Source organism: Acinetobacter sp. ANC_7512, from assembly GCF_056779935.1.
In genome coordinates this window covers 121026-141849 of record NZ_JBWYIX010000006.1, presented here as the reverse complement: position 1 = coordinate 141849, position 20824 = coordinate 121026, and the positions used below count along the sequence as shown (strand labels likewise).

At 40.1% G+C, this 20824-nt stretch carries 18 protein-coding genes; 15 read left to right on the top strand and 3 right to left on the bottom strand.

What is annotated here, in order from left to right:
- Positions 1 to 153: 153 nt before the first annotated feature.
- Positions 154 to 666 carry a hypothetical protein gene (locus AC1M9H_RS07740; RefSeq protein ID WP_092767239.1) on the top strand — a complete coding sequence of 171 codons (513 nt, stop codon included), beginning with the start codon at positions 154 to 156 and terminating at the stop codon, positions 664 to 666.
- 65 nt (positions 667 to 731) lie between these two features.
- Here the strand turns inward: AC1M9H_RS07740 and pap are convergent, their stop codons facing one another.
- Positions 732 to 2186, bottom strand: coding sequence for a polyphosphate:AMP phosphotransferase (gene pap / locus AC1M9H_RS07735; RefSeq protein WP_481613112.1), 1455 nt, complete (start codon positions 2184 to 2186; stop codon positions 732 to 734).
- Positions 2187 to 2381: 195 nt separating this feature from the next.
- On the opposite strand from pap, the gene AC1M9H_RS07730 reads away from it, so the two are divergent.
- From AC1M9H_RS07730 to AC1M9H_RS07665, 14 genes are all read left to right on the top strand, one after another.
- Positions 2382 to 3092, top strand: a complete 711-nt coding sequence (locus AC1M9H_RS07730; protein WP_481597479.1) for a DUF8198 family protein — start codon at positions 2382 to 2384, stop codon at positions 3090 to 3092.
- Between the two features lie 224 nt (positions 3093 to 3316).
- A complete protein-coding gene (ubiE, locus tag AC1M9H_RS07725) occupies positions 3317 to 4261 on the top strand; it encodes a bifunctional demethylmenaquinone methyltransferase/2-methoxy-6-polyprenyl-1,4-benzoquinol methylase UbiE (RefSeq protein ID WP_481613111.1) in 945 nt (314 codons plus the stop codon).
- Between the two features lie 19 nt (positions 4262 to 4280).
- Positions 4281 to 4937, top strand: coding sequence for a ubiquinone biosynthesis accessory factor UbiJ (locus tag AC1M9H_RS07720; RefSeq protein WP_481613110.1), 657 nt, complete (start codon positions 4281 to 4283; stop codon positions 4935 to 4937).
- Positions 4938 to 4956: 19 nt separating this feature from the next.
- The gene (locus tag AC1M9H_RS07715) at positions 4957 to 6576 is read left to right on the top strand and encodes an ABC1 kinase family protein (protein ID WP_481597476.1); all 1620 of its coding nucleotides are present in this window, start codon (positions 4957 to 4959) and stop codon (positions 6574 to 6576) included.
- 58 nt (positions 6577 to 6634) lie between these two features.
- Positions 6635 to 7720, top strand: a complete 1086-nt coding sequence (locus AC1M9H_RS07710; RefSeq protein WP_481613109.1) for a patatin-like phospholipase domain-containing protein — start codon at positions 6635 to 6637, stop codon at positions 7718 to 7720.
- Between the two features lie 91 nt (positions 7721 to 7811).
- Entirely contained in the window at positions 7812 to 8594 is a 783-nt protein-coding gene (hisIE, locus tag AC1M9H_RS07705; protein ID WP_092767251.1) for a bifunctional phosphoribosyl-AMP cyclohydrolase/phosphoribosyl-ATP diphosphatase HisIE, read from the top strand.
- Between the two features lie 164 nt (positions 8595 to 8758).
- Positions 8759 to 10252, top strand: a complete 1494-nt coding sequence (locus AC1M9H_RS07700) for a UvrD-helicase domain-containing protein (protein ID WP_481596127.1) — start codon at positions 8759 to 8761, stop codon at positions 10250 to 10252.
- Between the two features lie 27 nt (positions 10253 to 10279).
- The gene (locus AC1M9H_RS07695) at positions 10280 to 11647 is read left to right on the top strand and encodes an AAA family ATPase (RefSeq protein ID WP_481613108.1); all 1368 of its coding nucleotides are present in this window, start codon (positions 10280 to 10282) and stop codon (positions 11645 to 11647) included.
- A gap of 314 nt (positions 11648 to 11961) precedes the next feature.
- Positions 11962 to 14799, top strand: coding sequence for a monovalent cation/H+ antiporter subunit A (locus AC1M9H_RS07690; RefSeq protein ID WP_481613107.1), 2838 nt, complete (start codon positions 11962 to 11964; stop codon positions 14797 to 14799).
- 3 nt (positions 14800 to 14802) lie between these two features.
- On the top strand, positions 14803 to 15168 hold the full coding sequence (locus AC1M9H_RS07685; protein WP_092767259.1) for a Na+/H+ antiporter subunit C: 366 nt from the start codon (positions 14803 to 14805) through the stop codon (positions 15166 to 15168).
- Complete coding sequence (locus AC1M9H_RS07680) at positions 15168 to 16979, top strand: monovalent cation/H+ antiporter subunit D (RefSeq protein ID WP_481613106.1); 1812 nt, start codon at positions 15168 to 15170, stop codon at positions 16977 to 16979. The genes AC1M9H_RS07685 and AC1M9H_RS07680 overlap by 1 nt, the downstream gene beginning before the upstream one ends.
- Positions 16980 to 17504 carry a Na+/H+ antiporter subunit E gene (locus AC1M9H_RS07675; RefSeq protein ID WP_481613105.1) on the top strand — a complete coding sequence of 175 codons (525 nt, stop codon included), beginning with the start codon at positions 16980 to 16982 and terminating at the stop codon, positions 17502 to 17504.
- Positions 17501 to 17776, top strand: a complete 276-nt coding sequence (locus AC1M9H_RS07670; protein ID WP_481596122.1) for a monovalent cation/H+ antiporter subunit F — start codon at positions 17501 to 17503, stop codon at positions 17774 to 17776. Before AC1M9H_RS07675 ends, AC1M9H_RS07670 begins: the two co-directional genes overlap by 4 nt.
- Positions 17777 to 17785: 9 nt before the next feature.
- The gene (locus AC1M9H_RS07665) at positions 17786 to 18178 is read left to right on the top strand and encodes a Na+/H+ antiporter subunit G (protein WP_481596121.1); all 393 of its coding nucleotides are present in this window, start codon (positions 17786 to 17788) and stop codon (positions 18176 to 18178) included.
- A gap of 33 nt (positions 18179 to 18211) precedes the next feature.
- Here the strand turns inward: AC1M9H_RS07665 and AC1M9H_RS07660 are convergent, their stop codons facing one another.
- Together AC1M9H_RS07660 and AC1M9H_RS07655 are read right to left on the bottom strand one after the other, a co-directional pair.
- Positions 18212 to 19102 (bottom strand): metal-dependent hydrolase, encoded by an 891-nt coding sequence (locus AC1M9H_RS07660; RefSeq protein WP_481589148.1) that lies wholly within the window; start codon positions 19100 to 19102, stop codon positions 18212 to 18214.
- Positions 19103 to 19383: 281 nt separating this feature from the next.
- Entirely contained in the window at positions 19384 to 20805 is a 1422-nt protein-coding gene (locus tag AC1M9H_RS07655; RefSeq protein WP_035263992.1) for an FAD-dependent oxidoreductase, read from the bottom strand.
- Positions 20806 to 20824 lie beyond the last annotated feature (19 nt).

Below are 20824 nucleotides of genomic sequence, written 5' to 3'. Positions count from 1 at the left end.
AAGTTGTGTGAACAAAATCATAAACATAAATTACTATACATCTTAATCTGACTATGTCACTTTTACTTTATGACTTTAATAAAACTTTCATCTCGCGCTATGTTCATCATGTGATGGATCGAGAACCATAGACTTTGATTAGGTGATAAATAAATGAAAATTGATAAAATTCCAGAAACAATCGACCCAAATTTAAATTTAGAACAAATTCGAGATGAATGTCTTGATCTCGTCAAAAAACGCTCTTATGTTTCAGCAGGTGTTGCTGTCATTCCTGTGCCCTTTTTAGATGTTGTGATTGACGTAGGTATGTTGTCAATTTTAATTCCAGAAATTAATGCTCGCTTTGGCTTAGCTCCTGAACAGATCAGCGTTTTTGATCCTCAAACCAAAAAAATCCATTGGAACGAACTACGCAAACGCGGTTTCGAGTTTTCTGGTCTAGTCGTGGCTCGTACTGCCGCTAAAGCTTCGCTGAACAATATGGCAGCCAAAGTGTTGACCAAGCAAGTGACTAAGTTTATTCCATTGGGCGGTTCAATTATTGCAGCTAGCTTGGGTTATATTGTCATGAAAAAAGTGGCTGAGGCTCATGTTGAAGAAAGCTATAAACTTGCCAAAAGCATTCAACAAAAACAACAAGCAAATGTTGTGAAATACGCTTAACAAATAAAATCCTTAGACGTATAAATAAAGCCCTTACAGGGCTTTATTTATATCTCTCACCAGTTCTAGGCGTCTACTTTTAATTGTTTCAAAATTGCCTTCAAAATCTCAAGGCGTGCAGTATATTTATCATTGGTAGCAATGATATACCACGGCGCATCTTCGGTATTGGTTCGATTGAGCATGTCTGCTGCAGCCAATAAATAATCATCCCAACGTTTGCGATTACGCCAGTCTTCAGCCGTAATTTTAAAACGCTTATGCGGTGTTTCCTCTCGTGCTTTGAAACGATTGGCTTGCTCTTCTTGACTGATGGCCAACCAAAACTTAATGACTACTGTTTGCGTATCTACTAGATCTTTTTCAAAGCGATTAATCTCATCATATGCACGTTTCCACTCTACATCCGTTGCAAAACCTTCAACTCTTTCCACCAATACACGACCGTACCAAGAGCGATCGAAAATCGAGATTTTTTCATCTTCAAGCAGTTTATTCCAAAAACGCCAGAGATAAGGCCGCGCCAATTCATACTTTTCGGGCGCAGAAATGTTATAAATTCCATATTCTCTTGGATCGAGCTTTTTCACAATACGCTTGATCGCACCACCTTTACCTGCGGCATCCATCCCCTCAAAAACGATCACCGTTTTTTGTCCTTCTGCGCGTAATGCTTCAGCGACCTTCTTGGTCAGTTTCTTGAGTTCAGCCTTATACTGATCTTTTTCAAGTACTGCTTCATTGGGGGACGTTAAAATTTCTGGGATATCCGCTTGATGCCATTTTTGGCGCATTTTTTGAGGATGATTTGGCAAATCTTTCAGTCGCGCTAATACAACTTCTGCGAATTTCTGATCACGACATACTTCATCTTCACAATCGATAATGACCCAGTCTTGGGTAAATTTTTGACGCAATCGTTGTACATTTTCATATTGTTTTTTATTGCGCCAATCCAGCCCATGCAATTTATGCCAACGCTGCTCCGAAGGTTCAATTTTATCTAAACGCTTCTGTAATGATTTCCACGATAAATCAAACCAAACTTTCACGACATCAACATGATTATTTTTTAAATCCTGCTCAAAGCTTTGCATTTGCTGCAAATAATTTTCGAACATGGTTTCATCAAATGGTTTTGAAACATGTAAGGATGTGGCTAAAAGATCACTATACCAATTTCCAAACATGACGATCATTTGTCCTTCAGCAGGAATATAACGTGCATAAGGTTGCCAATATGGGATATTCGGCTGAATAAGGTGAGGAGGGTCAGCTTTGACTTTCAAATATCGTGGATCAACCCATTCTCTTAATTGCTTAACCGATTCTCCTTTACCTGCTAACTCAATGCCACTTACCAACACCACTAAGCTTTTGGCATTTTTCTTACCACGTGTATCTTTGAGAGCATATTGCGCTTCAATTAAGTCTAAATTGATCTGATCTGCATCAAATATTTTGTTCTTATCTTCGGGTTGATCAGTATTTTTATCAAATTGTTGTTTTGGTTCAGACATAGCCCACTCAAAATTATTGTATTTTCGACAGTATACGCAAGGAACAGTATCAACTTAAATCTTCAGGTACAATTTATTGCAATTGTCTTTTCATCCATGACTGACCTGAAAGGTTTTATTTTAGATTTCAACAGTCATAGTCGAGCGCAATCCAACCTATTATGCTTTTTTCAGTCCTTTTAATTGAGCTAGAACATGTCCAAACTTGCTGCATTAGATCAACTTTTAGAACAATACAAACAACTCAATTATCATCAGGATCCGGCACTTAAACAAAGGTTAAATGATGCTCAAAATTGGCTAAAACAGCGCATACTTCACACACATGCTGAGTTATTCGCTGAAGACAAAAATAAGCTGATGGCTCAATATTTTATTAACCGTCTTTATGGTGGCCCTGAATTTGATGACCTAGCATTGCAAATCGAACGTTTACTAAAATACGCACACAAAGCTGAAAAAATCATTCCAGAAAATGCCATTAAAACTGGGTTAAAATCTGTAGGACTGGCGGTCTTGGCGATGCAACTGGATGAACAAGTTGCACAGTATTTACTCCAACATTATCCAAAAGACCAACCCATTACTGATGAAATGATGCGTGAAACTCTAGTGGCTTTAGATCAAGAGCAAGCGCGCCATGAACAACTCAATCTGTTGGATGAGCTCGGTCTGAGTCTGGACAAATACATGCGTTCATTCATCATGCACACAGCGTTTAAAATGTGTAAAGGTGCAGCAAGCAAATATAATTTTGAACTGATGTATGACTTTATTGGTGAAGGCTTTGTCGCTATGAAACCAATGAAATCGGCTGCGACCTTCATTCGGAGTTTTACAGAAAAAGAGCGAATCATCGTGAATAATGTCCACACAGGGAAAGAAAATCCCTTCCAAATCGCTTAATTAAAATTCATCAGCCAAGATTCTGATCAGCCGAAAAAGCGTAAAAGCGTCTGGTCAGAATATCGAAAATAAAAGAACATCTTCTCATTTCATGGATGAAACTTCGCTTTAATTCTGTATATTATTCATATCAATTGCATAATCTAGACTGAAAAAAACTGAAGAATCTGTCATTATGCAGTTTAATTCAGATTTAATATTATTTGTGTTCAGGAGTGACTCGAATGTCTAATGAAAATCAACAGCCTCATGCTCAGGTTGAGCCGGCAAATAATAAAGACAACGTGAGTCCTTTTTTAACAGATCCATTACCAACTGGCGCACCTCAAGGTCAGCAACAATCACTACAAGAGCAACTGACAGATACGCCAGTACATTCTTCAGTACCGAAATATAATTTGCCACGTGGTGCGAATACTGGAAACGTTGGACCAACGACACACTTCGGTTATAAAACCGTAAATTCTGAAGAGAAAGCGCAAAAAGTCGCTGAAGTTTTCCATTCAGTTGCCGCAAAATACGACATTATGAATGACTTAATGTCATTTGGTATTCATCGTTTGTGGAAACGTTTTGCCATTAATATGTCTGGCGTTCGCCGTGGGCAACGCGTTTTAGATATCGCTGGTGGTACTGGTGATTTAGCGAAAGTATTTAGCCGTGAAGTTGGTGCTACTGGGCATGTTGTATTATCTGATATTAATGAATCCATGCTGAATGTAGGTCGCGACCGTCTGATCGACGCGGGTTGTACCAACGTTGATTTTGTACTGGCGAATGCTGAAACCCTCGAGCCTTTCGAAGACAACAGTTTTGATTTACTCACCATCAGTTTTGGTCTACGTAATGTAACAGACAAAGATGCAGCACTTGCAGCAATGTATCGTGTACTTAAACCAGGTGGTCGCTTACTTGTATTAGAGTTTTCAAAACCAGTCTTTGAGCCTTTCTCAAAACTCTATGATTTGTACTCATTCACTGCTTTACCAATCATGGGTAAAATTGTGGCAAATGATGCTGAAAGCTATAAATATCTTGCTGAATCAATTCGTATGCACCCAGACCAACGCACATTGAAAAGCATGATGGAAAATGCGGGCTTCCAAAACTGCGATTATCACAATTTAACAGGTGGTATTGTTGCAGTTCACCGTGGTTTTAAACTCTAACCGCAGGTAGCACTTCGTCATGTGGTCAATCTTAGCACTGGGTGCAGTTGAAAAAACCATACATCATTGGATTAATTTGGATGCGATTACTCGTATCCAATTTAACCAATTACAAGGGAAAATGCTTCGTGTTGTGATCGATGCGCCACAGCTTTCCGTTGATGTGTTTTTTGATGAAAATAAAGTTCGTTTAGAACCAACAGTAACAGGTCATAGCACTCAACCCTCTATTTTCGAACAGCGGCCTTGGGAGCAAGCTCACACGATTACTGAAGCAGACTCCACATTGCATGTTAATAATGTGGTCGACTTGTGCAAACTATTTCTAGCAGATGACATTGGCAATATCCCCGTTCAAGGTGACTATCGCCTTCTGCAAGACATTCAAAAACTTATACAAAATGCTGAGCCAGACCTCGCTTCGCAATTGAGTGATTGGATCGGACCTAATCTTGCAAGTCAAATCGGCAAAGTTCAATTAGCACCACAACATTTAATTAAGTCACTTCAATCTCATCTTTTTTTTGCGGAAGACTTTTTAAAAGAAGATACTGGACTATTCGCACCACGTTGGCAAATGGACGATCTTCTCCACGGAACTCGCCAGCTTAATCAAGATATTGATCGACTAGAAGCAAAAATTCAGCTTTTAAAATCAAAATTTAACCCTTCGTAGATTTCAGGTAATTGCATATATGATTCCGCACATTAGACGTTTAATCGAACTTTGGCGTATAGCTGCGCACTATAGACTCGACACGTTGGTACCTGCGGAAGATATTCCTGCAAAGGTTCGCCCCCTGCTGAATCTTATACGTTTGCATCCTGCTGCACTTTCTAGTCGAGAACGTAAAAATCCTTTAAAGCTTAAAGAAGCTTTAGAAGAAATGGGGCCACTCGCAATTAAATTAGGGCAGCTCCTCTCTACGCGTCGCGATCTAATTCCACCAGAAATATTACAACAATTGGTGTTATTACAAGATCGTGTTAAACCTTTCGATCTTGGAGTGGCTAAGCAAAGAATTCAAGATTCGCTTAAAGCAGATGTTTCCACATTATTTGCGCGCTTCGATGATAAGCCGCTAGCTGCTGCTTCAATTGCTCAAGTACATACCGCTGCTCTTCACAATGGTCGTGAAGTTGTCGTGAAAGTAACTCGCCCGAATATACGTGCTCAAATTATTCAAGATTTTGAAATTTTAGAATGGCTTGGTCACTATTTAGAAAAAAGGCTAGAAGCTGCCCGTGCTTTACATCTATCAGAAATTATTCAAGATTATCGTCAAATCATTTTAAATGAACTCGACTTGACTCTTGAAGCCGAAAATACACGACGTATGCGCCATTATTTTACTGGCTCAAGCATGATGTATGTGCCTGAAGTGTATATGGATAGTCTGGATGTGATGGTGGCAGAGCGCATCACCGGTGTGCCTATATCAGATACTGCGACCTTTGATCGTTTAGGAATGAATCGTGCAGACTTAGCAGAAAAAGGCTTAACAATCTTCTTTACTCAAGTGTTTCGCGATAATTTTTTCCATGCAGATATGCATCCGGGTAATGTTTTCGTAGAAACGATTAATCCGCAAAATCCAAGATTTATTGCGCTCGATTGCGCCATCATGGGCGAGCTTTCCAAGCATGATCAAATGACAATAGCACGTATGTTGCTGGCAGTCATGAACAGTGATTTCATGCAATTGATTCAGATTGTGCATCAAGCAGGTTGGATTCCACCAGGCACGGATCAAGATGCTTTAGCACGTGAAATGCGTCGTACAGTAGGACCTATGGTTTCGAAACCGATGCATGAGTTAGATTTCGCAGGCATATTGATCCAAGTGATGGACATCGCTCGACGTTTTCATCTAGAAATTCCACCACAACTGATGTTATTGCTTAAAACCTTAGTACATGTTGAAGGCTTAGGTACAGACCTTTATCCTGAATTAGATATTTGGAAGTTAGCAAAGCCAATTCTAACGGATTGGGTTAAAGCCCAAATGAATCCTCAAAAAAATATTAAAGAATTAGGACAAAAAATCCCAGACTTGTTATTGGGCGCTCAGGATTTACCGACTTTACTGATTGACAGTCTTAACGGTTTAAAAAATCAGTCTGCATGGCATGCTAAACAATTGAATGAACTTCAAACGCTGCGCTTGCAAATGGAGCATCAGCAAAAGCGTAGTTGGATTTTCGGAAGTGTAATCGCAATTCTGCTCTCAATCGCTGTGATCGCACCATGGTTTATTTCCATGATTTTAATTGTATTGGCATCCTTTATTGCCATTTGGCGTATGGTGAAATAAGTTCACTATCTCATGTCAAAACTTGCTACCTCAATAGGTTTTAGTCGCTGAATTGCTTATGACACATATCCTCAAGACCACTCAACCTTGCTTGAATATTCATGTAGGTTATAAAGCAAAACAGATCATTCAAGAACAAGGTCTACAAGCCAGTGCGGTTGATTTTGTTCCTGGAGCAGCAGGTGGTCCCAAAGGTATTGGAATTCAAGGATTGGACCTAGCTGTTTTTGGTGAGTTCTTTGCTCAAGCACCGAAAAAGCGAACTTTAATAGGCTCATCCATTGGGAGTTGGCGTTTTGCAAGTATTGCAGCGCATGGTGCACAAGCAGGCACATCCAAATTAGCAGACTTATATACCCATCTTGAATTTCAACCTAAGATGAATATTCTTGAAGTTGGAGACGTCTGTCGCGGCATGCTTAAAGCCCTCCTTCAAGGTAAAACCAATCAAATTATTGATCATCCCGACTACCATTTGGCTATTTTGTCAGTAAAGTCATCGAAAAAATTTCAAAGTGATCATCCTCTTATGCTTGCCCGTGCAGTTGCTGGCATTATCGGTCTCAATACTTTTTCGAGAGCTAAAATTGGGCACTTCATGCAACGTACAATTGCCCAACCACACAACGCTTCACGACTTTCACTCATCAAAAATGAATTCGAACATCTTGATTATGCGTTGACTGAAAAAAATTTAGAAGATTGGTTAATGGCATCTGCATCCATTCCATTTGTGATGCCGGCGGTCAGAAATATCGAAGGTGCAGATGTCGCTGCTTATCGTGATGGCGGGCTAATCGATTATCATATTGATCTACCTTTACCGAGTCATGGGATTGTCCTCTACCCTCATTTTACAGATCAAATAACACCAGGTTGGTTCGATAAGTTCCTCAAAAAACGTAGATCTAATGCTGAATATCAAGCACGAACCGTATTGATTTCACCCTCTGAGTCTTATTTAAGATCACTTCCTTTAGGACGTCTTCCTGATCGCAAAGATTTCACACTGAAAGGGCTTGATCAAAAAAAACGAATCGAGCTTTGGAAACAGTCTGTAGCTGAAAGTCAACGATTAGGGGATGCATTCCTAGAAATGATCCATAAGCAAAACTTTGAAGAATACATGCAAGATCTTAAATAAATTAATTTCTACTCTCCCCTACAAAGATTTATTCGCTTAAACTAATGACCTACAATTTTGTAGTGTCTCATTTAATTCTGGTGAAATCCTTATGAACAATACGCAATGGCTCGATGAAGTAAAATTTAACGAACAAGGTTTAATCCCTGCCATTGCTCAGCATCATCAAACAGGTCGAGTGTTGATGGTGGCTTGGATGAATCGTGAGTCTTTGGCACTTACAGCAGAAAAAAATCAAGCTGTTTACTACTCTCGTTCACGCAGCAAATTGTGGCATAAAGGCGAAGAATCAGGTCACTTCCAAACTGTGCATGAAATTCGTTTAGATTGTGATGCTGATGTGATCGTTCTTCAAATTGAGCAACATGGTGGCATTGCTTGCCATACGGGACGTGAATCATGTTTTTATCGCCGCTTAACATCAAACGGTTGGGAAATTGTAGACGCTCAATTGAAAGATCCGAACCAAATTTATGGCGAAAAGTCTGAGAATGCGCATAGTAAAGTGATGAATGCATCAACAGCTCAAGCTGAGCAAGTCGATGTATTACATTATCTTGGTCAAATGATGGCAGAACGTAAATCTGCAGATCCTGACTCTTCTTATGTGGCAAAGCTTTATCATAAAGGTCTCAATAAAATATTAGAAAAAATTGGTGAAGAAAGTTTTGAAACGGTAATTGCTGCTAAAGATTTCAAACAAGAAGCGACGCTGGATCACCAAAATGATTTAATTTATGAAGTTGCTGATGTTTGGTTCCATACCATAGTCATGCTGGGTTACTTCGATCTTGATATTCAACTCGTTTTAAATGAGCTTGCACGACGTCAGGGTCTATCAGGACTTGTTGAAAAAGCGAATCGCACGCATTAATTTACTCTTATAAAGCCATGTTCAAACATGGCTTTTTTATTTAATTCGGCTTTTTAAGTCGCCGAAGACTCCCCATCCAAAAAGAAGAAGATAGAACTCTCCCCTTTGTAAATTCTTGCTATACTCACTGATCATTTTTAAAACCATTGAAGATTTATTAACCTGTGTCTGTCATTGTCAAACCTACCTTAGAACAAGAAATTGCGATTCAACAAGCGCAATCTGGTCAATCCTTCAAAGTGATTGCCTATGCAGGTACAGGTAAAACAACAACGCTTAAATTAGTCAGTGATGCGATGCAACAGCGTCGCGGTATGTATCTTGCCTTTAACAAAGCGATTGCCAGCGAGGCTCAACAAAAATTTCATCAGCGCGTGGATTGTCGTACATTCCACTCTTTAGCATTTCGAAGCGTTCCACGTGGAGTGACAGATAAACTTAGACTCCCGCGCTTGAGCCCGAGCTTTATTGCCAAAGAATACCGTTTGCAACCCATCACATTACGCCGACTCATGGGGGGGCGTTACGAAAAATATGCGCTCATGCCTAGTCGTTTGGCGGGCTTAGTTGCAAATGCTGTCAGTTATTTCTGTTCAACAAGCTCGCAATATCCTGCACCCCGCCACATTCAAGCACCAAGTTGGCTACATGCTGACGATATTGCGGTATTACAGCAACACCTTTATCCTGCAGTCGAACGTCGTTGGTTAGAATCAATCGACCCTAATCATCAGGCTGGCATTGGGCATGATATCTATCTCAAATTATGGGCTTTATCAGATCCTTTTATACCCGCAGACTATGTATTGTTTGATGAAGCACAGGATGCTGACCCCCTAATGCTGGGGATTTTACTCAAACAAAAAAGTACGCAAGTCATCTATGTCGGCGATGCACATCAACAAATTTATGCATGGCGTGGGGCAGTCAATGCGATGCAACAAATGCCTTTACCCGAATCGCGCCTAACCACTTCCTTCCGTTTTGGTAATGATATTGCTGAAGTTGCTAATCACTTATTAGGCGCACTCAATGAGACTGTTCCATTGATTGGCAACCCCGAACTCCAATCAAAAGTCGTCAACAAGCCTCATACCAAAATGCGAGATGCGATTTTGTGCCGTACTAACGCACGCGCGATGGAACTTTTACTCTCAGGGTTAGTTCAAGGAGACAAAGTGAGCCTACAAGCCGATCATGCGAAATTAAATCGCTTTGTTGATGCTGCAAGCTTACTTAAACAAGGTAAAAGAGTAACGGACGTTCCAGAGTTAGCTTGGTTCAACTCTTGGCATGATGTGCATGAATATTGTGAAACAAATGATGGTAGTGACATCAAGCCTTTGGTTAAATTGGTTGATGAACATGGTACAGATCCACTCAAACGAGCTCTTGCCAAAATCACACCCATTGAACAAGCGGACTATGTAATCTCAACCGCTCATAAAGCCAAAGGTTTAGAGTGGAATCGCGTGCATTTAGAAGATGATTACCAATTTAAAATTAATGGACTAGAACATAAAATTAGCGATGAAGAATTACGTTTACTTTATGTTGCATGTACACGAGCAAAAAGCAGCTTAAATATTCATCATATTTATGATTTAATACAACAACTCAAACTTAAATCCACGATTAAAACGAAAGCAACAGCATAATCCCCTACGATAAGTTGCAGGCAAAATATGAAAGTTCAATCTATTCAGTTACGTCACTGTTATCATTTTTCAGATATAAAAATTAAATTTGATCCAACTCAACGTCCAATATCTATTATTTTAGGTGATCAGGCCTCTGGTAAAACTGCGATTATTAAAAATATTTATCAAGCTTTAACGTGGTTTGCTGCACGTGCCAAAGATTTAAGAACTGCTGGTGTAGTTATGCTTGATTCTGATATTAAGCACAAACACATTCAAGCCAAAATAGATATTTGTGTTCAATATCCCACTGATATTGGATCTATTGAACAGGCTGCGACTGTGCAACATAATGAAGAGGGTTTGTGCGAATGGCAACTCTATAAAACATTAACCAGTAAAGGTGTAGGTCATAGTAAAGCACTAACGACTCAATTAGAAGCACTCGTTCATCTTTATCAACAAGCGATAAAACAAGATCCTGCTCAAGGCATGCCTATGGTGGCCTACTATCCTTCTGATCGTTTTATCAACGAAGTGAATTTGCTAAGCAAAAATAATCCTGCTGTATTACAAACGCACGCAGCCTATGAACTTGCTGCACTCCCTTATACAACCTTTGCTCGGTTCTTCGAATGGTTTCGTGAAATTAGTGACATTGAAAATGCACGATTAGCACAAGTTTTTCAAAAAATTCAAACCAAACAAAAATTATCTTCTCATCATGACCAAGAGGATTTAGTTGCAAAATTATTAAATCTTGAAGCAGAGATGCAACTACCATCACTCAAAGCACTCAAGAAAGCCATCCATACATTATTCCCATCGATCAGTGACATTTATATTGAATACACGCCCAAGATCCAATTGATGCTGGTGCAAAATGGTCAAGAAATTCCTTTTTCGCAATTATCTAATTCGTATCGTCAATGGTTGTGTTTAGTAGGTGATATTGTCAGACGACTTTGTCTCCTGAATCCTCATAGTATTGACCCATGCCTTGATGGTGAAGGCATTCTATTAATTGACAATATTGATGCTCAACTAGATGAAGATTTTGTGCAAAACGTACTCAGCCGTTTGCATGAAGCATTCCCACAAATTCAAATTATCGCATCTGCATGCTCTGAATTGATTTTAAACAATGAAGTAGATGTACAACATTTTAAGTTAGAAAATCGAAAAATTGTTGAAGTAGAACAAAACCACATCAGGGAACAATATGATGAACTATTTGCTCAACTCATGGCTAATGATTTACAAGATGATCAAATCACTGAAGTGAGTCGATCTACTGATACGCTTGATGGCTTGCGTTTGTTTGAATACTTCAAAAATTTATCATTGTCAGAAAAACAGCGCTTTATTGAGTATCTCCAAGCTGGAGATTTATCGAGTATTTCATCACCCTAATTGATTGGAATTAGATGAATTAATCGGGTATGACTCACTCAATTTAAACAGAAATTTAAGCTTTTTTTCGCTATAATTCTGAATTGTGTAGCTAAAAAGTTTGATGTAATTTTATACATGTAATAAAATCTACTCATTCATTTTTTAATCAAAAAATGTCTATTTCTTTGCATTAGCTTTCCAAGTTGCGCAACACAACTTGTTTTTGTTTTTAAAATTCGTTCGGCTTTCAAAGTTTTAGTAGTTGGATGACTCTTTGCCATCCTCAAGCTTTTGAAAGATAAAACTCATCATAGGTTCCGACCTACAACTCTATGGATACGAGTGTGCTACCGATTATTATATTGTTACCATTAATACTTGGCACTTTTCTTGTCCTCTGGCTGCAAAAAATCTCTCGCGGGGCGACAGCATTAGGGGCAATTGGAGTCAGCTTAACAAGTTTTATCTTGTTGCTGACTCAAGCCAAAGACGTCTTTCAAGGTCAAGTCCTCTCTGAACATTGGTCATGGTTACCACAGTTTGGTATCGACTTAAGCTTTAGACTTGATGCATTAGGCTTGATCTTCTCCCTCCTTATTACAGGGATTGGGACGCTCATTTATATTTATGCTTATTATTATTTAAATCATAAAAACTCTCTAAGTAAGCTATATTTCTTACTGATGCTGTTCATGGCCGCCATGCTCGGCATTTCACTTTCTAATAATTTACTTATTCTTCTTGTCTTTTGGGAAATGACCAGTATTTCGTCATTTCTTTTAGTGGGTTATTGGAGTAACTACGAAGCAGCACAGCGTGGCTCAAGAATGGCCTTAACCATCACGGGTATGGGTGGTTTAGCCATGCTCGGTGGTTTTATTCTCTTAGGTCAAATCACTGGCACATATCAAATTGATCAAATCCTCAATATGACGGCGCAGATTCAATCGAGTCATTTATTTGTGCCAGCCTTGCTCCTTATTCTTTTAGGTGCATTCACCAAAAGTGCTCAATTCCCTTTCCATTTTTGGTTGCCAAATGCAATGGCTGCTCCAACACCCGTGTCAGCTTATTTGCATTCAGCGACAATGGTGAAAGCCGGAATTTTCTTACTGGCGCGCTTAATGCCGATCTTTGTTGGTTCTGCTTTGTATCATAACCTCGTCACATTCATTGGTTTATTTACCTTATGTATGGCCGCGTTCTTTGCCATTTTTAAGGAAGATCTGAAAGGTTTGCTTGCCTACTCCACCATTAGTCATTTAGGCTTGATCGTTTGCTTACTTGGGATTGGTTCACCACTCGCTGTGGCTGCAGCTATTTTTCATATCATTAACCATGCGACCTTTAAAGCAGCATTATTCATGATCGCCGGCATTATCGACCATGAAACAGGTACCCGTGATTTAAGAAAACTCAGTGGGGTATGGCAGTTACTTCCATTTACAGCGACTTTAACCATGATCACAGCAGCCTCAATGGCTGGTGTACCACTGACCAATGGATTCTTATCTAAAGAAATGTTCTTTACTGAACTATTAGCGAATCTCTCAGGTGGTATAGGTGTCTTCGCAGCAATTATTGCAACACTCGCGGGTCTGTTTGCTGTCGCGTATTCTGTTCGTTTAGTTCATGGCGTATTTTTTGATGGTGATTTAGGCAAAGCGCTTCCAAATAAAGATGCGCATGAACCACCAATTGGTATGCGTGCACCTGCAATTTTATTAGCTACATTATGTATTGCAGTTGGTCTATTACCAGCGCTCTTAGTAGGCGATATCGTCAATGCTGGTGCACGAGCAAGCACCAACCTTCCAGCTTTTGAAGGCGTACATCTAGCAATCTGGCATGGCTTTAACGTGCCTTTATTGATGAGTGCGATTGCATTGATTGGCGGTATTATTTTTTATTTTAGTCTTGCGAAGAACAGTAGAATTCGTGACATTGACCTTGATCCAATACTTGGCAAACTTCAAGGTAAAGTCCTGTTTGATCTCTTTCTCAAACATTTGCTCTTAAATTCGCGAAAATTAAAAAGAGCAACAGAAACAGGTTCTCTACAAAACTATTTATTGTGGATATTAATTTTTGCTGTTGCTTTAGTCTCCATGCCTCTCATTGGTCAAGGTATTTATGCAGGTACACGCGAACTGACGCATGCACCATTGGTTGCAATCGTGCTTTGGTTATTACTGTTTTCAGCGTGCTGGATGATGCTTTGGTTTCACCATGAACGCATTAAAGCCGTTCTCATCAGTGGAGCCATTGGTCTTGTCGTAACGATGGTCTTTGTTACGATGTCAGCACCAGACCTGGCACTTACACAAATCACAGTCGATGTTGTCACAACTGTTTTACTTCTTATGAGTCTATCCCTCTTACCGCAACTCACACCTTATGAATCTTCACGCACTCGTCGTTGGAAAGATGCGGTGATTGCAATCATCGGAGGTCTAGGAATCGGGTGGATCACTTGGATGATTCTGACGCGTGATCACAATTCAATCTCATGGTTCTTTGTTCAACAATCTCTACCGCTCGGTGGTGGTTCAAATATTGTGAACGTAATTTTAGTCGATTTCCGTGGATTTGATACCTTTGGTGAAATCACAGTACTGGGTATTGCTGCGATTGGGACACTGTGTTTAATGGATGGAATGCGTGCTCATGGTACGACCATTACACAAGGCTTAACCTATCGCTTTAATCCATCACCGTTGATGTTCCGAATGACCGCATCTTGGGTCCTTCCGATTGCCTTAGTCGTCAGCTTATATATTTTCTTACGCGGACATAATCTTCCAGGGGGTGGCTTTATCGCAGGTCTCATTACATCAATGGCGCTTGTGATTCAGTACATTGCACTAGGTCAAGATCACACTGAACAACTCTTACGAGCAAAGTCTGGGCGTCTTTATGAAATTTGGATTGGTACTGGCTTAACTATTGCTGGTCTGACTGGGGTCGCTGCGTGGTTCTGGGGTCGACCATTCCTGACCAGTGCTCATATTTATGTAGAGCCGATCATTCTCGGAAAAATGCATTTGCCATCTGCTGCAGCATTTGATGTTGGTGTCTATGTCACAGTCGTTGGTGCAACAATGCTCATGATTTCCGTTTTAGGCGACTCACGCAACTCAAGCATCACCGGCCCTGTACCGAAGGAGTAAAGAATGATTAGTTTAGAATTTTTACTCGCCTCCGCTATTGGATTATTGGTTGCCACTGGTATTTATCTGATTTTACGTGCCCGCACTTTCCCTGTGGTACTAGGCTTGGCCATGATAGGGTATGCAGTCAATTTATTTCTCTTCGCAATGGGGCGGATTCAATTAAATTCACCTGCGATTTTAACCAATGCCACTCAAGTTACAGATCCATTACCTCAAGCATTAGTTTTGACCGCAATTGTAATCGGTTTTGCCACAACTGCTTTTATCGTGCAACTAGCATTGAGAAGTCGTTATGAATCGGGTACTGATCATGTTGACTCTAAAGAAGAAATAATCAATACAGACCCAAGAGAGGATGAGCCTTAATGATGAATTTTTATGATTTATGGCTCACCCACTCGCCAATTTTAAGTATTTTAATTCCGACATTTACTGCATTTATTTTAGTGCTATTGGGTAATCCAGGTTCAGGATCTTTAGCGCATGACTGGCGTCAACCTTGGCGTCGTGGAATCAGTTTAACATCGGTTTTTCTTGGTTTAGCGACTGCAATCATTTACTTAATTCAGGCGAACTCTGGTCAGATCTATGTGTATAGTTTAAGCGAGTGGTCAGCTCCTTTTGGCATTGTACTTGTACTAGATCGTTTGGCAGCCTTTATGCTCGTGCTCACCTATGCTCTTGCGACACCAATTATTTGGTTTGCAAGTAAAGAATGGGATGAACGTGGACGCTATTTCCATGCAATGAGCCATTTTTTACTCATGGGATTATGTGGTGCATTTCTAACAGGCGACTTATTTAACTTGTTTGTTTTCTTTGAAGTGCTGTTGATGGCTTCATATGTATTGCTTCTACATGGTCAAGGCAAAGCACGTTTCCAACTTGGTATTCACTATGTAACGATCAACCTATTAGCGTCTGCATTCTTTTTGATTGGCTTAGGGATGATTTATGGTAATACTGGTAGCCTGAATATGGCTGATGTGGGTCGAATTGTACGTACACTTGAAGGTGATCAGTACAATATGGCAGTTGCAGGCGGATTAATGCTGTTTGTAGTCTTTGGTATCAAGGCTGCAATCCTCCCTGTCGGACTATGGCTACCTAAAACTTATGCCGTCGCCACGACCCCTGTAGCCGCATTATTCACCATCATGACCAAAGTGGGTATCTATGCCATTTTACGTGTGAATGGAACCGTATTCACCGATGAGCTTTCGCGAGAAATTCTCAGCACTTGGCTGCTTCCAATTGGTTTAATTACGACTATTTATGGTGTAATTGGTGCGATTGGTGCAGAGCGAATGCGTCGTTTTGTTGGTTTCATGATCCTATCGTCTATAGGAACGATTGCAATCGCCCTTTCTCTGATGACTGCAGATGCTTGGGCTGCAGCGCTATATTACCTCGTGCATAGTACGATTATTGCCGCTGCATTCTACTTGCTATGCGGTTGGATTACTTCGCAGCGTGGTGCATTCAAAGATCATCTAAAAATCGCACCAATCATGAAACAGCAGACGCTAGTTTCGATTTGCTTCTTCATTATTGCACTCATGATGGCAGGGCTTCCACCCTTCAGTGGATTCTTTGGAAAAGTATTTATCCTTCAAGCGGCCTCTGTATCTAGCTATCAATTGCTCATTATTATTGTCATTCTGATTGTGAGCTTGCTTAGTATCATAGCTTTCACTCGTTTAGGATTCGTTATTTTATGGCGTTCAACTGTACCAGAAAATGACCCTAATCAAGAGTCTTATCATGAATATCAAAAGTTACCAAGCAAGGCACCTCCACGTAATGACACCACAATTTTTGTCTTTATTATAAGTTTAATCGCTTATGTGATATTTGCTCATCCAGTCACACAGTATATTCAACAAACTGCAAATCAGTTAAATGATTCAGAACAATATATTACTGCTGTTTTAAAAATGGATGAACGTGGTGAAGTAATTAGTGTACAACCATTTGATCCCAATTATCTTCCAGAAACAAAATACGGCGGAGAGTTTGCAGACCAAAATGCGCATTATATTCCACATATCGTAAGCGAGAAGGCACTCGAAGGAGAACATATCTCTGAGTACAAGCAACGTCAAATTAAAGAGCAAGAATTGAATCAGCTTCAGCCTGAAGAAGTTCAATCTAAACTTCAACCGATGGAGCAATAAATGAAACAACAAAGTTCTCTACTCGATCGAGTTTTACCGCATCCTTTTGTTTCTGTGATTGTGGGAATAAGTTGGCTAATGCTGGCACAAAGCGCTCAGTTTTTTGATATTTTAGTTGCCATTGTGATTGGTTTAGTCATCCCAAAATTGGTACAACCTTTTATCGTTCGCACACCCAATATTCATTGGGATTTAGCGTGCAAATTAATTTTGGTCGTACTTTGGGACATTATCATCAGTAATATCCGTGTCGCTAAGCAAGTGCTTGGACCAACTGACCGTCTTCATCCCAAGTGGTATCGTGTTCCATTAGATACTGATCATGATCAGGTCAACAGCTTATTGGCAATGATCATTACGACTACACCTGGCACAGTAAGTGCTGGAATCGACCAAGAACGCGGTGACATTTTGGTTCATTCAATTAACTCAGATGATCCCGAAGCTGATATTTTGGAAATCAAACAACGCTATGAAGCACCACTTATGGCGATTTTCCATGTGAAACAAGGAGATTCAGCATGACGATCTTACTTTATGCATTGGGAATTAGTTTGATTGGAATTACGATTTCAATGCTGCTCTGCTTAATACGTTTAGTCATTGGTCCTTCTATGGTAGATCGACTACTCGCACTAGATACTTTATTTCTGAATGCAACCTGCTTGGTCGTGGTACTTGGAATTTTTTGGGCAAGTACTTCATTGTTCGAAGGTGCATTGTTGGTGGCAATGCTTGGATTCGTATCCACAGCAGCATTGGCTCGTTATTTTACGACAGGCCATGTGGTGGACTAGGAGAACAATATGAATACTCAGCTCATCATGGAAATCTTAGTTTCATTCTTCCTTCTTACCGGTGCCTTCTTTACCCTTGTAGGTGGAATTGGAATCGTAAAGTTACCCGATCTGTTCATGCGTCTGCATGCCCCTACAAAGTCGAGCACACTAGGCTTAGGTAGTTTTTTAATAGCAGCTATGATTTATTCAGCTTTTCATAGTCGCTTTGGGTTTGCTGAACTACTGATTACATTACTTGCCTTTATTACGGCGCCTGTATCGGCAAATTTAATTGCACAAGCTGCATTACATTTACGTTTACGCTCTACATCAGGCGATGTCCCCGAAGCACTAGACCGCCCTCTCCCTTGGCAGCGCCAAAGAAGAATGCGTCAGTTTAATCAAGACTCATCTAAGTAATAAAAAAACCTAGCTTTCGCTAGGTTTTTTTTGTTAGCTATATAGTACAGGTTGGGGATGCTCTTGGAAGCCTTCCACTTGATATTCTTCAGCTAATTTTGCCTTCCAATGATTCACGATATCCGTATAGTCAATTTCAGAAGGATGAAAATCTTCTTTGTAATATGATAAATATTCTGGAATTAGCTCGATCATCATTTTAGAAATCAGGTAAATACCATATAAGTTTCCACTGACCTTAGGTAAGCTTTTTCGACGATCTTGCCAAAATAATCGAGTCGCTGAATAAAATGTAAGACTCGCGAAACCTGTGGTTACGCTACGCATAATATTGCGGCGCACTTTGGTATCTTTGTATACCGCTTGATAGACATCAAATGCAACTGCTCGATGTTCAATTTCTTCAATAGCATGCCACACCCAAAGCTTAGTTGCATCTTCATCTAAGGTTGACAGGACTTCAGGATGACGAAGAATATAACCACCCAATAACGCTGTAAAATGCTCAAAAGCACAGGTAATTGCTAACTGCAATTTTGGATGGGTAGTACGAATAAATTCATCGCGTCGCGCTAACCATGCTTGAAAGTTGTCAAGTTGATAATCATCACGGCGCCAAGCGTCATTAAATTCCGCATGTGCTTTTGAATGCATCGCTTCTTGACCAATAAATGCTGCAATCTGCGCTTGTAATTTTTCATCTTTCACTTTATCTCGTACATTACGAACACTATGAACAAAGAATTGTTCACCAATTGGAAAGGTAGAAGAAAGTGCCGTCAACAAGTGTGACATGACAGGAGAATTCGCGAAAAAATGGCGTCGTATGGCTTTAGGATTATAATTTAAACGTCGTACGGTAATCCCAATCGCTTTTGGACGATTTAAATAAGATTTATCTTTGGCGATTTGTGTAGTTGTCATTTTAGAGCCTATATGGATATAGCATTTCTTATTCATACTGTCAGAATAAATCAGATTTAATATTGCAAAAATAACCACACAGACAAATAAATTATATTTTTTGCCAATAAAGTCGCAAATTAAATTACAACTCCATTCTCTTTTTTAATTTAATTACATGATTCTTAAGATAGTTCTTGAATTGGATACTTTTGAATATTCAACAAGAGATTGTCAAACAAGTCATGCATATAAATGAAAAATCCTACCGAAGTAGGATTTTTTGTAAGGCATGTTTTCGTTTAAACATCAAGATAATCTAAAATACCTTCAGCAGCCTGACGTCCTTCCCAAATCGCAGTTACGACCAAGTCAGAACCACGCACCATATCTCCACCGGCAAAGATTTTCGGATTAGAAGTTTGGAACTTGTATTGTTGATGCTCAGGAGCAACGACACGACCTGAACCATCTAAATTAATACTTACATCATTAAACCATTCTGCAGGGCTTGTACGGAAACCAAAGGCCAACAGCACTGCATCAGCAGGTAAGATTTCCTCTGAACCTGGGATCGGTTCAGGACTGCGACGACCACGACTATCAGGCTCACTGAGTTGAGTCGTCACAAATTTAACACCTGTGACCTTTCCATTCTCACCCACGATTTCGATCGGCTGACGATTGAACTGAAATTCAACACCTTCTTCTCGCGCATTTTTAACTTCACGGCGTGAACCTGGCATGTTTTCTTCATCGCGGCGGTATGCACAAGTGACAGATGTTGCACCTTGGCGGATTGAAGTACGGTTACAGTCCATAGCAGTATCACCGCCACCGAGTACAATAACTTTCTTACCTTCCACACTGATAAATTCTGAAGGATCTTTCTCCCAACCTTGGCAACGATTCACATTGGCAATTAAGAAATCAAGCGCATCATAAACACCTTCCAAATCTTCACCTGCGAAACCACCTTTCATGTATGTGTATGTTCCCATACCCATGAAGACAGCGTCATAATCAGCAAGCAATTGATCAATAGTGATGTCTGTGCCAATTTCTGTATTTAAACGGAATTCAATCCCCATGCCTGTAAAGATTTCACGACGACGTTTCATCACGTCCTTTTCCATCTTAAATTCAGGAATACCAAAGGTCAGCAAACCACCAATTTCTGGGCGCTTATCAAATACGACAGGTTTAACACCATTGCGCACCAAAATGTCCGCACAACCTAGACCTGCAGGACCTGCACCAATAATCGCGACTTTTTTATCTGTCCATTTGACATGAGACATGTCAGGACGCCAGCCCAATGCAAATGCCGTATCATTAATATACTTTTCAGCATTTCCAATGGTCACCGCACCAAACCCATCATTTAGTGTACATGCACCTTCACACAAACGGTCTTGAGGACAAACTCGACCACACACCTCCGGTAGAGTATTGGTTTGGTGGCAAAGCTCTGCTGCTTGAAAAATACGACCTTCAGCAATCAGTTTTAACCAGTTTGGAATATAGTTATGTACTGGACATTTCCATTCACAGTAAGGGTTACCACAACCTAAACAGCGATGTGTTTGGTTTTTCGCAACTTCAGCTGTAAAGGGTTTATAAATTTCCACAAACTCAGCTTTGCGGACGTTGAGATCTTTTTTCTCTGGATCTTGGCGTGCGACATCCAGGAATTGAAAGTCATTATTAAGGCGTTCTGCCATATCTCTCTCCGTGGGTAGA

Bases quoted from the DNA above. Each gene is read 5' to 3' on its own strand.
- AC1M9H_RS07655 (WP_035263992.1), bottom strand. From the start codon at position 20,805: ATGGCAGAACGCCTTAATAATGACTTTCAATTCCTGGATGTCGCACGC.
- AC1M9H_RS07690 (WP_481613107.1), top strand. From the start codon at position 11,962: ATGGATACGAGTGTGCTACCGATTATTATATTGTTACCATTAATACTT.
- AC1M9H_RS07685 (WP_092767259.1), top strand. From the start codon at position 14,803: ATGATTAGTTTAGAATTTTTACTCGCCTCCGCTATTGGATTATTGGTT.
- AC1M9H_RS07710 (WP_481613109.1), top strand. From the start codon at position 6,635: ATGACACATATCCTCAAGACCACTCAACCTTGCTTGAATATTCATGTA.
- pap (WP_481613112.1), bottom strand. From the start codon at position 2,186: ATGTCTGAACCAAAACAACAATTTGATAAAAATACTGATCAACCCGAA.
- AC1M9H_RS07720 (WP_481613110.1), top strand. From the start codon at position 4,281: ATGTGGTCAATCTTAGCACTGGGTGCAGTTGAAAAAACCATACATCAT.
- AC1M9H_RS07730 (WP_481597479.1), top strand. From the start codon at position 2,382: ATGTCCAAACTTGCTGCATTAGATCAACTTTTAGAACAATACAAACAA.
- ubiE (WP_481613111.1), top strand. From the start codon at position 3,317: ATGTCTAATGAAAATCAACAGCCTCATGCTCAGGTTGAGCCGGCAAAT.
- AC1M9H_RS07670 (WP_481596122.1), top strand. From the start codon at position 17,501: ATGACGATCTTACTTTATGCATTGGGAATTAGTTTGATTGGAATTACG.
- AC1M9H_RS07715 (WP_481597476.1), top strand. From the start codon at position 4,957: ATGATTCCGCACATTAGACGTTTAATCGAACTTTGGCGTATAGCTGCG.
- AC1M9H_RS07660 (WP_481589148.1), bottom strand. From the start codon at position 19,102: ATGACAACTACACAAATCGCCAAAGATAAATCTTATTTAAATCGTCCA.
- AC1M9H_RS07675 (WP_481613105.1), top strand. From the start codon at position 16,980: ATGAAACAACAAAGTTCTCTACTCGATCGAGTTTTACCGCATCCTTTT.
- AC1M9H_RS07680 (WP_481613106.1), top strand. From the start codon at position 15,168: ATGATGAATTTTTATGATTTATGGCTCACCCACTCGCCAATTTTAAGT.
- AC1M9H_RS07695 (WP_481613108.1), top strand. From the start codon at position 10,280: ATGAAAGTTCAATCTATTCAGTTACGTCACTGTTATCATTTTTCAGAT.
- AC1M9H_RS07740 (WP_092767239.1), top strand. From the start codon at position 154: ATGAAAATTGATAAAATTCCAGAAACAATCGACCCAAATTTAAATTTA.
- AC1M9H_RS07665 (WP_481596121.1), top strand. From the start codon at position 17,786: ATGAATACTCAGCTCATCATGGAAATCTTAGTTTCATTCTTCCTTCTT.
- hisIE (WP_092767251.1), top strand. From the start codon at position 7,812: ATGAACAATACGCAATGGCTCGATGAAGTAAAATTTAACGAACAAGGT.